Annotated in this window: 13 protein-coding genes; 3 read left to right on the top strand and 10 right to left on the bottom strand. The window is 48.7% G+C overall.

What is annotated here, in order from left to right; translation table 11 throughout:
- Positions 1-134: 134 nt before the first annotated feature.
- From FJQ58_RS28075 to lepB, 5 genes are all read right to left on the bottom strand, one after another.
- Positions 135-3158 (bottom strand): efflux RND transporter permease subunit, encoded by a 3024-nt coding sequence (locus FJQ58_RS28075; RefSeq protein ID WP_139998514.1) that lies wholly within the window; start codon positions 3156-3158, stop codon positions 135-137.
- A 24-nt stretch (positions 3159-3182) separates the two neighbouring features.
- Positions 3183-3872, bottom strand: a complete 690-nt coding sequence (locus FJQ58_RS28070; RefSeq protein WP_139998512.1) for a response regulator transcription factor — start codon at positions 3870-3872, stop codon at positions 3183-3185.
- Positions 3850-5328, bottom strand: a complete 1479-nt coding sequence (locus tag FJQ58_RS28065) for a sensor histidine kinase (protein WP_139998510.1) — start codon at positions 5326-5328, stop codon at positions 3850-3852. The genes FJQ58_RS28070 and FJQ58_RS28065 overlap by 23 nt, the downstream gene beginning before the upstream one ends.
- A gap of 193 nt (positions 5329-5521) precedes the next feature.
- Complete coding sequence (locus FJQ58_RS28060; protein WP_139998508.1) at positions 5522-6439, bottom strand: DUF4184 family protein; 918 nt, start codon at positions 6437-6439, stop codon at positions 5522-5524.
- Positions 6440-6455: 16 nt separating this feature from the next.
- Positions 6456-6998, bottom strand: a complete 543-nt coding sequence (lepB, locus tag FJQ58_RS28055; protein WP_139998506.1) for a signal peptidase I — start codon at positions 6996-6998, stop codon at positions 6456-6458.
- Positions 6999-7164: 166 nt separating this feature from the next.
- Here lepB and FJQ58_RS28050 point away from each other — a divergent pair, with 166 nt between their 5' ends.
- Entirely contained in the window at positions 7165-8379 is a 1215-nt protein-coding gene (locus tag FJQ58_RS28050; RefSeq protein WP_139998504.1) for an MFS transporter, read from the top strand.
- Positions 8376-8813, top strand: coding sequence for an HAD family hydrolase (locus FJQ58_RS28045; protein ID WP_139998502.1), 438 nt, complete (start codon positions 8376-8378; stop codon positions 8811-8813). Before FJQ58_RS28050 ends, FJQ58_RS28045 begins: the two co-directional genes overlap by 4 nt.
- A gap of 132 nt (positions 8814-8945) precedes the next feature.
- Here the strand turns inward: FJQ58_RS28045 and FJQ58_RS28040 are convergent, their stop codons facing one another.
- Entirely contained in the window at positions 8946-10679 is a 1734-nt protein-coding gene (locus FJQ58_RS28040) for an ATP-binding cassette domain-containing protein (RefSeq protein WP_139998500.1), read from the bottom strand.
- Positions 10669-11535, bottom strand: a complete 867-nt coding sequence (locus tag FJQ58_RS28035; protein WP_139998498.1) for an ATP-binding cassette domain-containing protein — start codon at positions 11533-11535, stop codon at positions 10669-10671. The genes FJQ58_RS28040 and FJQ58_RS28035 overlap by 11 nt, the downstream gene beginning before the upstream one ends.
- Positions 11536-11642: 107 nt before the next feature.
- Between FJQ58_RS28035 and FJQ58_RS28030 the strand changes: the two genes are divergently transcribed.
- The gene (locus FJQ58_RS28030) at positions 11643-12257 is read left to right on the top strand and encodes a biotin transporter BioY (RefSeq protein WP_139998496.1); all 615 of its coding nucleotides are present in this window, start codon (positions 11643-11645) and stop codon (positions 12255-12257) included.
- 75 nt (positions 12258-12332) lie between these two features.
- Here the strand turns inward: FJQ58_RS28030 and FJQ58_RS28025 are convergent, their stop codons facing one another.
- The 3 genes from FJQ58_RS28025 to FJQ58_RS28015 all read right to left on the bottom strand — a co-directional run bounded on the left by FJQ58_RS28025 (position 12333) and on the right by FJQ58_RS28015 (position 14663).
- Positions 12333-13487, bottom strand: coding sequence for an anti-sigma factor (locus FJQ58_RS28025; RefSeq protein ID WP_162341807.1), 1155 nt, complete (start codon positions 13485-13487; stop codon positions 12333-12335).
- Positions 13480-13986, bottom strand: coding sequence for an RNA polymerase sigma factor (locus FJQ58_RS28020; protein ID WP_238404371.1), 507 nt, complete (start codon positions 13984-13986; stop codon positions 13480-13482). Before FJQ58_RS28020 ends, FJQ58_RS28025 begins: the two co-directional genes overlap by 8 nt.
- Before the next feature lie 182 nt (positions 13987-14168).
- Complete coding sequence (locus FJQ58_RS28015) at positions 14169-14663, bottom strand: YlbF/YmcA family competence regulator (protein ID WP_139998492.1); 495 nt, start codon at positions 14661-14663, stop codon at positions 14169-14171.
- Positions 14664-14681: the final 18 nt, after the last annotated feature.

Below are 14681 nucleotides of genomic sequence, written 5' to 3'. Positions count from 1 at the left end.
CTAATGCATTTGCCTAGCTGTTTTATTAATAGACCACGTATAGTAAAGCTCTCAGAGATGAAAGAAGGCAGCCTCCTTGGTCAATGACCTTGGAGGCTGCCTTTTCCTTAAACTCTACATTGCAATATTATGGCTTATTCAGCTGTCTTCACCTTGCGTTTACGGTTCAAGAACTCGTATACGACTGGGACGATAATTAACGTCAACAGCGTTGAGCTTGTCAAACCGCCGATGACAGTAACTGCCATACCCTTGGAAATCAGACCACCCGACTCAAAACCGAAGGCAAGCGGCAGCAATGCACCTACCGTTGCAATGGCCGTCATTAGAATTGGACGAAGGCGCGTGCCTGCCGCTTCTAGTAAAGCCTCGCGCACAGTCATGCCTTCTTTCTCCTTCTGAATGACGCGGTCAACGAGTACGATGGCATTCGTCACTACGATACCGATCAGCATCAGCGCTCCGATCATCGCGGTTACACTGAGTGTTTCACCGGCGATAAGAAGCCCCACCAACGCCCCAATGATCGTAAACGGTAAGGAGAACAGGATTGCAAACGGCGTCAATCCGCCTCCGAATGTAATGACAAGCACTAAATATACAACAGCGATAGCTGCCAGCATAGCCAGCCCAAGCTGAGTAAACGACTCATTAATTTGTTCGCTCACGCCGCCCATATCGATGTCAACGCCAGCTGGCAAATCGGTTTCATCGATCATTTTTTGAAGCTCTGTAGACACTTTACCTACATCAGATATAGTTACGTCCGCAGAAACCTCTGCATAAATCCGGTCATCGCGTCTGGTAATCGTATTTGGAGATTCTCCTTCTTCGATCGTAACCAAATCTTTAAGCGCAACTTCCGCTCCTTGCGGAGACGTCAGCATAACATTTTCAAGGTCTGCCTTGCTTGTATAGGTTTTGGTTTCCACTTTCACATATACGTTGAACTGTTCCCCGTCCTTCTCAATGGTAGTGAGTACGGGACGTTCGCGAACAGGGCTAAGTGCCATAGCAATTTGCCCGGCAGTCAATCCGTTTTGGCTTAGCTTCTCTTGATTGGCTACCAAGCGATATTGTTCATAAGTTTCAGACAAACTGGAATCAATGTTTTTCAAGTTTTTGTTCTCAGCAAGCTTCGCCATTAAGTCATCAACAACGGGTTGAAGAGCCTTCATATCCGGTCCGTAAACGAGCATGGATACGCCAGATCCACCTAGGCCGCCGCCTGTGAAGTCCTGCTGCTTCCATTCGCCTTTCCCGCCAAGCTCTTGAAGAAGCGGTACAATTTTCTCTTTCTCTTCGTTGAACCCCGCATAATCCTCATCGTAGCTTAAGTTGAACAAGGCTTGCTTTGAAGCTCCTGGACTAAACGGATTTTGTCCGCCAACAGCATACTGCACAACCGCAATTCCTTCGCGGTCAAGCAATTGCTTTTCGGCTTCAAGCGCCATTTTCTCGACCTGCTCACGCGTTTCGCCTGGAGCAGGATTATAGGATACAACCATCATTTTTTGCTCATCGCCTGCGATAAAGCTTGTGCCGATGATAGGCACGAGGAACAAACTTCCGATTAGAAGCACTACGGCCAAGCCAAAAGCAATCAGTTTATGATTAAGCGACCATTTCAGCACGCCTTTGTACCATTCAGCCATCCGGCTCGGTTTTTCATGATGCGCCTTGCCTGGTTTCATGCCTTTGCGGAACATCATATGAGCCAGCATTGGAACAACTGTTATGGCTACCAAAAGTGATGCCAACAAAGCAAAGACGATCGTCAAAGCAAACGGAAGGAAGATCTGGCCAATCATTCCGGATACAAGACCAAGCGGAACAAATACTGCAATCGTTACGATCGTTGAAGCAAGAATTGGCACAAACATCTCTTTGGTTGCGTCAAGAATCAAATCCTTGCCCTTTAGCTTCTCTGTAGAGAGCGACATTCGGCGGTATACATTCTCTATGACGACGATAGAGTCATCGATAACCCGACCGATAGCAACGGTCATCGCTCCAAGTGTCATAATATTCAGAGTAATGTCCATTTGGCTTAAAATAAGCAGCGCGATCAGGATCGACAACGGAATGGACACAACAGCGATAATGGTAGAACGAATGTCACGCAGGAAAATCATAATAATGATAACTGCGAACAAGGCCCCTATGATGGCTTTGCTTAACATCGTGTGGACGGAATCCTCGATCGGCTTGCCTTGATCAAGCGTCATAACGAAAGATAAGCCTTCGTTTTTGCTTTCCAGCTCTTTAATTTCCTCTTTTACGTTATTCACGACATCGACGGTATTGGAATCTGCCGATTTCACAACGTTGATTCCGATAGCATCCTTGCCGTTCGTGCGCGAGATCGATTCTGCTTTGCCGACGATCGTGATATCGGCAACATCACTGAGTTTGACGCCTGGCACGACAACCAGATTTTTCAAATCCTCCTCGCTGGAGATGTTGCCGTCCACAAGAATGGCTTTCTCGGAGTCGCCAAATTCATAAATTCCAAGCGGAACGGATAATGCCGAGGCTTGAATAATGCCTTTAACCATATCCTCTGTCAAGCCGATTTGTTTCAGCTTATCGGTTTTGAAGGCTAGTTCGCCTTCCTTTACGTTCTGTCCGGACACTTGGATACTGGCTACGCCGTCAATGCCTTGCAGGCGCGGCAACACGTTGTCCTGCATTTCATTTGTAAGCTGCTCCAGATCCATATTGTCATTAGAGAGGCTGAGCGACAATACCGGGAAAGCGTTGAGGCTGAGCCTCGATACCGAAGGGTCCTGTGCCCCTTCAGGCAGCGCAACCTCACTCAGTATGTTTTTCACTTCCTCAGCGGCTTTGTCCATATCCGTCTCATAAGTATACTCAATGACGACAGATGAAGCATTCTCGTATGAGGTTGAGCTAATGACATTTACGCCTTTTAGATTACGGGTACGCTGCTCGATTGGCTTCGTTACTTTTTCCATAATCTCTTCAGGAGCGGCGCCGGGATATACCGTCGTAACGCTCACGATAGGCACCGTGATATCTGGCAGTGTTTCCATTTTCATGTTCAATCCAGAATAAAGTCCAGCAAACAGCACAAGCAGAGTCAAGATCCATAAAGCAAATTTGTTATTCAGCGAAAATCGTATAATGCTTTTCAAAATGTTCCACTCCTCATCTTCTATCTATACTTTAAAGCGATAGCCTACTCCCCAAATCGTCTCAATGTATTGCGGCTTGGAGGGATCATGCTCTATTTTTTCGCGCAGCCTCCGAATATGGACCGTAACCGTAGCTGCGTCGCCGTTCGAATCAAGACCCCAAATCCGCTCGAACAGCTCTTCTTTCTCAAATACGCGATTAGGATACGAAGCAAGCAGGAGAAGCAGCTCATATTCCTTCGAGGTAAGCATCGCCTCCTTCTCATGAATCATTACTCTACGGGAAGGCTTGTCAATGAAAATCCCTCGTATGCGAATATGGTCACCCCGTTCCGTCTTGTCTGCGGTTAACCGCTCGTAACGCGCCAAATGGGCTTTTACTCGTGCAACTAGCTCGCTTGGACTAAACGGCTTTGTCATGTAATCATCTGCGCCGAGGCCAAGCCCCCTGATTTTGTCAATATCCTCTTTCTTGGCCGTAACCATAAGCACCGGGATATTAACCGTCTGCCTGATTTGGCGGCAAATTTCAAATCCGTCTACTTTAGGAAGCATCACATCGAGAATAATGAGGTCAAACTTTCCTTCCAGCGCTTTCTCAAGTCCAACATCGCCTCGCCCTTCAATATGCACGTCAAAGCCATAGCTCTCCAAATAATCGCGCTCCAGCTCGGCAATGGCTTTTTCGTCTTCAATGATCAGTATGCTCTTCATGCTCATCCACCGTTTTGACAGCACCTGATTTAGGAAGCTTCATACAGAACCGGGCTCCCCCATGCTCTGCGTTTTCCGCCCAAACCATGCCGCCATGCCCTTCAATAATTTGTTTAACAATCGCTAGGCCAAGCCCGCTTCCTCCTGTCTCTGAGTTACGGGACTGCTCAGCTCGGTAGAAACGATCAAAGATGTAAGGGAGATCTTCCTTTTCAATTCCTGGACCCGTATCTTCAATTTCCACCAAAGCAAACTGATCAAGCTCCTTCACTCGCACTATAATCGTCTTAGCTTCTTGTGGCGATTGCTGTCCCATATATTTGACGCAGTTGTTCAAAATGTTGGTAAGCACCCGGCTTAGCTTATCCGGATCCGCCGCAATAAAAATCGAGCCGACTTCATGCGCTGTATAATGAAGCGTGACGCCAGACTTATCTAAATCAAAGCGCTGCTCGTCCATAAAATGCTCCATATACCGGCTGAAATCCATTACTTTAAGGTCAAAAGCGACCGTTTGGAGATCGAGCTTCGAGAAAAGAAACAATTCATCAATTAATTGATCCATATCCGTAGCCTTGCGATAGATCGTTTCCATGTAACGTGTCCGTTTCTCGTCCGTGTTCGCAATTCCGTCCATAATTCCTTCAACATAGCCTTTAATCGCCGATATCGGCGTCTTTAAATCATGCGAAATATGTGAGAGCAGCATCTTTCGATTCTCTTCATACTGAAGGCTTTGGTCAATGGAATGCTTTAATCTCACTCTCATTTCCTCGAATGCGATACTGAGCTGACCTATTTCTCCACGGGACGTGGCTTCCACCTTGCGGGATAAATCTCCATCCTTAATTTGCAGGGCTGCCGCTTCCAGCTTCTTGATTGGCTTTATAATGCTTCTGGACACAAAGTAGGTCAGCAGCAAACTCGTCAAGCCAATGAATGCCAATGAAAAAGCTGTGCCGACTGGCCTCCAGTAGATAGGGACTGTGTCGTTGCGCCGGAATAAAACGCCTCTACCGTCGCTTCCATCGGGATATTTGAAATCGATATTGTACGTTTCAAATCGGTACGAACTGAATGCGACAGTAGCCGGAGGCTCCTCAAGCAGCTTTTGCCAATTTTGACCGGGTGCTACTTGCTCCAAGAACGGAGCAACGGATGTAATCCTCCCATTCTTCGAGAAGAGATATCCCGCCCACAAATCCCCTAGCCTTTGTTGAATATCGCTAAGATACTCCTTGTCTTCCAGCTTCCCCGCGTCATTTTCCAGCACATAAGACAGCTCGCCGTAAACAAGTGCTTGAAGATATGGCTCTTTGCGTTCTTTGTCGAATGCTTCGCGTACATCCTCAATCCCGCCTGCATAAAAATAAAAGAGCATAAACGCAATCATGAGGATCACCGGCACAAACACCATGGCCAAGTAAGACATATACAGCTTTACTCGAATGGACAATCACGTTCACGCCTCGCTAGTTAAATATTGTTTAATCTATGGTTCATCATAACGGCTATTTCTAAACGAACTTGTAACCAATTCTTACAAAATTATTACGTTTGGTTTTAATGACTGGATGAAGTTGAATTTTTTTAAATTATACAGGATGTTTTACCCACCTTATAATTAAGGTGGCGAATGATTTATGTCATTAATTTTTATCTTTTTTGTTGCATAAAATAGCTCCGGCTGCAATAACGACCGATAATCCGAATTGGTACAGCACCCATAACGAAACGGAAAACTCTGATTGTCCCGACAAAAATTGATAAAAGTCTATGAATAGAACCAGCGTGATGAGAACATAGATCGCTCTCGCGATTCTTTGATTTTTTGCTGCCACTAGCAGCAATGAAGCAGTATAGAGTCCGAATAGAACCGATGTAATTGGCGCAACAGCCCAAATGCTGATAGAGAATAAACGGCCGGCTTCGATTAATTTAGCAAGAAAAAGTGCAAGCGCCGAAAAAAACAGAAGCCCCCAGTGTTTAAGGGGACTTTGTATAAAGTGGCTGATGATTAATTCCTGCTCCTTCTTGCGCCATGCTGAATAGCTTAGCAGCAAATACGCGCAAGGAACTGCCAGACCCAGAATCGATAACGACATTTGCAGTATATGGTAAACGTAATCCCCCATAATTAGGCTTTGCAGGAAAGGCAGGCGCTGAACGAACCACCCGCTGCTATGAGTGAAATGATCGACAAAGACATGGGTCAAAAAACCGATAAACAACGAAATTGTGAAGCGCAGCCATTCTTTCCCTGTAGATAAATGCCACGGTCGGTTTTGGTAGCTAGCATACGCCCTTATGGCTCCGAAATGAGGAAGAAGATCGGGCAATGCAGGCTTTATAATCCGATGAAAGGCAAGGGCAAAAGCAACGCACATGGGAAGAACGAGCAGTAAAAAGCCAGAAAAAGAATGTCCGATCGTTTGAAAAGGCTGCATGGCTATAAAATACTCCAGATCTGGCGACATACTTCCCAGGATCAAACCGGTTATGCTTAAAAAAGGAAACATCTTTCGAAGCGGTGCAGCAAACATAGGATGAGCTAACGTATAGGGCATGACCTGTCAGCTCCTTCTATTCGTTTAACGTCCCGAATTTAGGAAGCGGCCATATCCGGAATACGGCTTTACCCTCGATGCTTGATCTTGAAATCGGCCCGATTGAACGGCTATCCAAACTGTGTTCACGGTTATCTCCCATAACAAATAACTGGCCTTCTTCCACCGTAAACGGGAGCGTTACGCTTCCGGCAAACGTTTGTCCTTTTACATACTGCTCGTCCAGCTTCTCTCCGTTTATGTATACATTCCCATCATGCATATCAACGATGTCCCCAGGAATGCCAACTACCCTTTTGATTAGGCGAAGCTCGCTCTCAGGGCCATTTATGATGACAATATCCCCATGGCGCGGCTCATGGAAATGGTAAGACCACTTATCTTCGATTAAGCGTTGCCCTGCCACAAGTGTATTTTGCATGGACACATTTTGAACCTCTGATTGCGCATAGACATAAGTTTGGAACAACATGGCTACAGCAACGGCTATCCCAAGCGATACCGTCCATTCCCGTACTTCCTTCAGCCAGTTTTTTTTGTGTTTTGTCTCCGATTGCATTAGCCTTCACCTCTTCAGTTGATAATTACATTCTAATTGTACATAAAAAGCCACATCATACATACGCAGCAGTTTGGAGAAAGTTTCCATATTGATTGGCAAAATAGGAAGTGACAACGGAAGCCGCCATGCGATAAAGTGATAGCGAGAGGAGTTTTTATGAGCCATGAATGCCGTACCCGCTTCGCAAAGACTATTGTTTACGACAATCACCATTTTGTACTGGACTTCTATGTATGTTTACGTTCCAACACTATCGCCCTATTTAAGTGATCGCGGCTTTTCCCTGCCCTTTATCGGCATCGTACTTGGCAGTTATGGCCTTGTCCAGATGTTTGTTCGGTTTCCGCTAGGCATCCTATCGGACCGCTTCGGCAAGCGCAAGCCGTTCATATTGCTTGGCATGTTAACCGCCGGAATCAGCTGCCTGCTGTTTCTGATCCCTGGGCCTTGGATTTGGCCACTGGCAGGCCGGCTAATGGCTGGCGTGTGCGCATCTACCTGGGTCGCTTTCACGGTACTGTACGCGAGTTATTTTGGAACTGGACAAACCGGCCGGGCCATGGGCAATATCAGCGTGATGACCGTCTCCGGCCAAATGGTCGGCATGCTGCTTAGCGGATGGCTGACAGACGGCTTTAGTCCGAACGCGCCTTTTACCCTTGGCGCCGTTATCGCGATCATCGGGCTGCTGCTGGCAGTGATGCTTAAAGAGCCAAAAGCAAACCAACGCGAGCAACCGGGCATGTCATTTGCCATGATCAAAAACGTCGTGCGAACCAAAACGCTGCTGCAGGTCTCTCTGCTGTCCATTCTAGCGCACGGTGTACTCTTTATAACAATGTTCGGATTCACCCCATTGAAAGCGGCCGAAATGGGCGCAGACGGTGTGAAGCTGACGCTGCTCGTATTCGCATTCATGCTGCCGCATGCCTTCGCTTCACTGGTGACAGCGAGATGGTTTACTCCGCGTTTCGGCTACTGGGGCACCATCGGAGCAGGCTTTTTTATTAGTGCGGTCTGTACGGCGTCCATGGCATTTACCGGTTCGATGGAGATGCTTGTCATCACCCAAGCCATTAATGGTTTTGCTCAAGGACTACATATGCCTTTGCTGCTAGGACTCGCCATTCGTGATGTTGAGCATGCCGGACGGGCGACAGCCATGGGCTTGTACCAGGCGCTATATGCGGTCGGGATGTTCTCCGGACCTTTTCTCGCAGGGTGGCTCAACGAAAGCTGGGGCCTGAACAGCGGTTTCTTATTTGGCTCGCTGCTTGGAGCCGCCGCATTCGTACTCGTGCTTGTATGGGCACTGAGAGAACGCAAACCCGTCGTCAAAGTAGGCGGAGACTACGCAGAGGAGGCGGGCAGATCATGAGGCCACAACTCGTTCTGGATATCGGAGGCGTGCTGGCAACTAATTTGTCGCCCCTCTTTTGGCAGCTGCTTGCTGCGGAAACTACGCTAACCGAAGAAGCATTATATAGCGAATATAAACAACAAATTAGCAGCCGATTGTGGACTGGAGAAATATCAGAACCAGATTTTTGGCATTGGGTAAGCGCTTATGCTCCGTTACTCAGTCAAGAACGTGCGAAAAGAATGATTGATCGAAGTCTCCAGCCGCTGCCTGCGCTAGGGAAAATCGGTGCATGGAGCGAAATCGCCGATATTCATCTGCTTAGCAATCACCTGTCTGAATGGGTGGCGAATATCATTCAGCCCATACAGCCCTATTTAAAAAGCGTAACCATTTCCAGCCAGGCGGCGCTAAAAAAACCAGACGCGGCTATTTTCCATAAAGCTGCATAGCATTTCCCACGAAAAAGCTATATTTTATTCATTGATGACCAGTCCAAAAATGTAGCGCAAGCAGCACTGCACGGCTGGCACACGCTGCTTGCCGATGAAGCTGGATTGTGGATTCCTCATGTACAGCCCATGTTAGAGCAAGCTTCTAATGACAATTAGTCCCAATCCGCAACCTCCCGCAATGCTTAGCAACCAGGCATCGGAGCGGTCAAAGCGGAGACGGAAGGCGTAGACCGGTTTTCCCTTCTTATAACCAAATCCTCTTGCCTCTAGGGCATCTGACATTTGCTCCGCTAACCGCAAAATCGACCGGACATATGGAATAAGGACGGCATGTACGTTTTTGAGAGGAACTTTGCGAAGCGGCGTATCTGCCTTCCCTCTGGCGTGCGCCAGCTTTGCAAATCTCTCCCACTCCCCTGTAAGCAAAGGAATAAACCGAAAAATAAGCGTTACGATTAATGCGAAAGAATGGATCGGCACCCCAAGCTTGCCAAGCCAGCCAAAGGTCTGCTCAATAGCGCGCTGCAGCCGGTAAGGTGTCATCAGATTAAGGAGCGGCATGCCAAGCATCATAATCAGAAACAGCTTGCCGAATCGAAGCACAATCGGCCAAGCCTTCCCGGCATCAAAGGAAAGGGGGTCTAGACCTATTCCGCCTACCACACAAAATATCATAATCATGATTGCATACGCGCGCAGAATGCCGATCCATGGGCGAATAAATGCTCGAAACGGAATGAGCAGCAGAACCGTTGCGATTCCGGCCAGCAGAAGCTCCAAGCCGGATTGTTGCATGAATATACTTGCTGCCAATACTAAATAAGATAAAATAAGTGCCCGCGGGTCAAAACGATCGGACCGCATTCCACTCGATTGGTTAATCGCTTTCTTTGGTAACTCGCTTTCTTTGGCGTCCTCTTTATCCGCAAGGAACTTCTGTTTTGGACTGGAAGAATCTTCAGGAACTGCCACCTGCGTATGCTCGGCTGTCCGGTGCTCTAATGCCAAAGCAAGCGCTGCGGCTACCTCGCTAGCTGCCGGCCACGGCGCTCCGCCGCTGCGCTCCGGCGCAAGCGCCAGCTCCAGCGGCGGCAAAGCCGCCTCCGCGTGCAGCTCCGCCAGCACGCGCAGCGCCTGCGGCGCGGCGGCGGCATGCTTCATCGCCGCCGCTGCTGCCGCTGCGCGGACCGTGCCGCCGCTGACCACGGCGACCGCGTCCGCCAGCGGCAGCAGCGCGTCGAGGTCGTGCGTGGCTACGACCGCTCCGCGCCCTGACGCCCTGTGCGCTGCCAATACCGCGCACAGGCGTTGGATGCCGACGGCATCAAGCCCCGCCGTCGGCTCATCGAGCAGCAGCCATTCCGGCTCGCACGCCAGCAAGCAGGCGAGCGAGAGCCTCCGCTGCTGGCCGCCGCTAAGCGTCCATGGATCTTGCGTCAATATCTCTGGCGGCAACCCAGCCTCGTTAAGCGCCCTCTCCATTCTCGCTTCCGCAGCTGCGTCCCCCACCTGATAGGGTTTCAGCGAATATCTCAGCTCTTCGCGCACACTGGCAGCAAACCATTGCGATTGGGCGTTTTGCATCGCTAACCCTAGCTTCAGTGTCACTTCAGGGTTCAGGCGGTCTTTTCTCCCGCGTTTTATCCATATGGATTCGTTTCCCATCCTGATCGAGCCTCGGTGAATGCTGTGAAGGCCTGCCATCGTTTCCAGCAGCGTTGATTTTCCAGCTCCGTTTCGTCCAACTAACAGCGTAATTTCACCCGCTTTAAAGGTGTGATTCACTTCATGCAACAGCTGTTTCTGTGCTGCGCTGCTCTGGGCATAAACGTTAACGCCGCTAAGCTTCCAATCAGCGCCCATAGCTGCTCACCGCCTTCGCAAGCGTCTCGGCTGTAAATGGAAAAGGCGTTAGACGGATGCCGCGCTCCTCAAGCTCCCACGCCACTTGAGCGGCGTATGGCGCTTCAAACCCGTGCCGTTCACAAAGGCTGTCCTTCGCGGAGGGTGCCGATCTTTCAAACCAGGCACCCGCCTGCCCATCAAATAGAATGGTACCCTCGTCCATCGCAATTAGCCGGTCCGTTTCCAGCAGTTCCTCCAGCTTTTGCGTGATCCAAATAACCGTTGCGCCATTCTCATGCAGTTCTCTCACCTGTCTCAATACTGTGCTGGATGCCTCCGGATCAAGCATCGCGGTAACCTCGTCCAGGACGAGCAATGGCGTTTGCATTCCTATACATCCGGCGATGGCAACAAGCTGCTTCTGTCCTCCCGATAACGTGCCAAGCGGCTGGTGAAGCCGCTCTCCCATACCTACGCTTTGCAAAGCACGCTCTGCTTCCATAGGGATGATGCCAGCGGGCAGCTCATTTTGCTCTAGCATAAGCAGGACGTCCTCCCAAGGCGTTGCGCCTACCATTGCCGCTTCCGGCTGCTGCATAACGATCGGAAGCGGCTTGCCCTTCCCAGCCGTGTGGAAATGATTCGCAACTTTTCCCGTCACGCCAGCAGCGCGGTAGCCGGCAGCCACTTTGGCAAGCGTGCTTTTCCCGCTTCCGTTACGTCCAATCAGCGCGATCCATTCCCCTTTATGGATCATCATAGATACATTTTGAATAATCGGCTTGCGCTTCTGCCCTTCGTGCATCAAAGGCGGAATAACCGTCACTTGCTTCAATTCGATTTGAACGATATGCTCCAAAAAAATTTCACCCAACCTCTTCCCCAAAACGTTTGGCTATGCTACAATTCGATTTGTTAACCTAATTCAAATATAAATGGTTAACAATAAAATCGCAACTACATAAAGGAGTCGTCACCGCTATGCAAAGCAATAATATTCGATCGCTTGTCTTCATTTCTTTATTCGCAGCCCTATTTATCGTCATGAGCTCACTGACAATCAAGCTAGGAGGCTCATTCGTCCCGATAACGCTGCAAACCTTAGGTGTCGTGCTCGCAGGCTTGTTTCTGACACCGCGCAATGCCTTTCTCAGCATATTCGTTGTCATCGTGCTTGCCGCATTTGGCCTTCCGCTATTCAGCGGCCAAGGTGGGATACCAACATTGACGGGCCATACTGCCGGCTTTATCTTCGCTTTTCCTTTTTGCGCGATGTTAGTCAGCTTCGCTGTCGGTGCCTACCTTCGCAGCAGCAGCTCCAAATCCAATAAGTTGATTTCCTTTATCGTTTTCTTCCTTATATTCGAACTGTTCAGCTCATTGTTCTCCTATATCCCAGGCATACCTTGGCTCATGCATGTGCTAGGCTTTTCGTTCCCGAAAGCGATGGCTGTCGGCTTCTACCCGTTCTTGGTCGGCGATGCTTTGAAATCCCTTGCGGGCACACTTCTGGCTATCTCCTTAACACCTTACATCGTCCACATCCGCTCGTCAACCGCCAGCAGCAAAGGGCAAGATTCGGTTTATACGGCATAAATCAATTTTGTGCCGAACACAACAAAAACGCTTATCTACATGAACGACGTTCATGCCCAGATAAGCGTTTTTTGTTTATTCAGACGTCCAATTCCACAAACGAACCTCACCGAGCTGGATATCCTTGATTGCAGGTGCCTCCTGCAGCTTTAGCAGTTCCTTTGAAGGGCCGGTAAGAACCAGGCCATAAATGCTCACCCCGTTCTCTTCCACATAGGCAAGGGCTTTTTTAATTTGGGAGAACGGAACAACCGCGCTCGTGATCGACTTTTGCTTTTGCAAGAGCTTAAGCGTATCGATGAAGTTTTGATCTCTCCGCTCTCCATCGCCTGCTTCTTCAATGGCAGGATACTTCGTCGTTGTCATTGAACCCTCCCGAACGATCGATTCTATATCGTCATAGTGCCAAATCGGATTAAGCGGGAAGCCTAGCGGCTGGTACACAAAGCCAGCGTCCGCTCCTTTATCTTCCCCCGTATATACAGCCAACCATAACAGCTTCAGATCAAAATCGCCCAAAAGCTTCAACGCTTCATCCGTCGTATAATAATGGTCAAGCGATACAAATGCCTCCGCCACCGTCCCTTCTGGGAGCATGCTTAGACGTTTCCACTGTACGCTGCTTCTTTCTTGGTCCACTGATTCCGGCAGATGAAAATAAACGCCGATACTGCTGCCCCCTTGTCGGTAAGGATCCGTTCCATTGCCGAGGCTTTGATTCAATCTTATCGTTTGCTCGTAAGCTCCCGCCGCTACATGCTCCGTCCCAATTTGTTTATTCAACATTCCAGAATATTTCATGCTCAAGATGCCGGTTGGACCACTGCTTAAAGCTACGGTCGTATTCGGCCTGGAAACGGCCACCGCCGAGCTCAGCACATCACGGTAAAAATCCTGACGAACCGGCTTTCCAGTTGAATAATAAACGGATGTAATCACCGAATTCAAAAATGCTAATATAACGAATAATCCAAAAACCGTGCCTACACTCCAGAATCGAGCTTTCCGTTTTCCATTCTTCAACAGCCTTCTTGCTTTCTTCTGGTTCAATTCCGGGGGCTCCTGGTTTGATTCATGAAAAAATCGACGGTCTTTCTTCTCCAGCATGACCTCCATATGCTCTTGGTAGGCCTCAAGCTTAGCCATTTCCCGCTCCAGCTCTGCTTGTTCCTCTCCACTGAGCTTGCCTTCCGCATAATCCTTTAATTGCTGCTTAAAGCGTTCAGTCATCGTTGCCTCCCTCTGCATGCTGCTGACGCAGCGCCTGCCTTGCCCGAAATAAGATTACCTTATAGTAGGATAAACCGATTCCCATAATGTCCGCCGATTCCTGATAGGTCAGCTGATGCCAATCATGCAGCAGAAGCGCCTGCTTTTGCTTATACGGGAGCTTTCCAATGGCTTGACCCCATTCGCTAATTCGTTCTTTGCGCAGGAACTGCAATTCCGGCGTAATTGGATCGGAGATATCCTCGAAGAAAGAGGGCTCCTGCGGTTTCGCACGATTTTCCTTACGTTTGTAATCAATTAACGCATGATGCGCTACCTGGAACAACCACGGCTTCACCCGCTCCCCCTGATAGCTATCCAAATATAGATACGCCCGGTAAAAGGTTTCCTGCACAATATCCTCTGCTGCAAAAGGATCCTGGCAGAGATAGAGCAAATAATGATAAACATCCTTCATATAGATCATATACAGCTCATCCAGACTGTTCGGCTCTGCCACCTCCTCCTATTATTTTCCTGTTCATTCTGCTCTTGCCCTACCCATACACGTTTGAGATTGCAAAAAGTTACTGATTCACAGCTGATTCCACAAAAAAAACCGATTTTCATGCTGCAGCACCTACGGCTGGCACGAAAATCGGCTTTTTTCGAATACTTAAAGACCGCTGACTATAAAGCTGCTTAGTCGCTGCACTCCTCAGGAGCTGGCTCCGAAGCATCCTCGACATTTATTTTCTCGGATACGGTGTCACGAACGATGGAAATGACAAGCTGCAGCAAATAGTTAATGTCCGTTTGGCTTTGCTGGAATTCATTCACGATTGGGATGCCGTCAAGCTCATCCTGCAGCGTTTCCATCTCGCCTTCTATTTTCTTAACCATATCAGCATTTTTGAAGGTCGTTTCAAAGGCAACGACTTCCTTCTGCTTTTTCTTGATCTTCGTAATCAGCTGTTGCACGCGTTCATTTCCATTAATTTGCTGTTCTGCGCGGCGATAATGCTGCACTTCCTCGGAAGTGAAAATCAAATCCGCCAATTCTTTCGCTTTTGTGGTAATATCCTCGCGAACGATCAGATCGCGCGTATGAAAGCTCGGGATTCCGCAGCCCTCGCCATGTTCATGATCATGATCGCACTGTGCTGCTTGATTGTCTGCTGTATGCTGCTCTGCCATTTGTCATCTCTCCTGTTT

This window comes from Paenibacillus paridis, from assembly GCF_006345825.1.
Lineage (GTDB): Bacteria > Bacillota > Bacilli > Paenibacillales > Paenibacillaceae > Pristimantibacillus > Pristimantibacillus paridis.
This window is presented reverse-complemented; position numbering and strand designations above follow the sequence as displayed.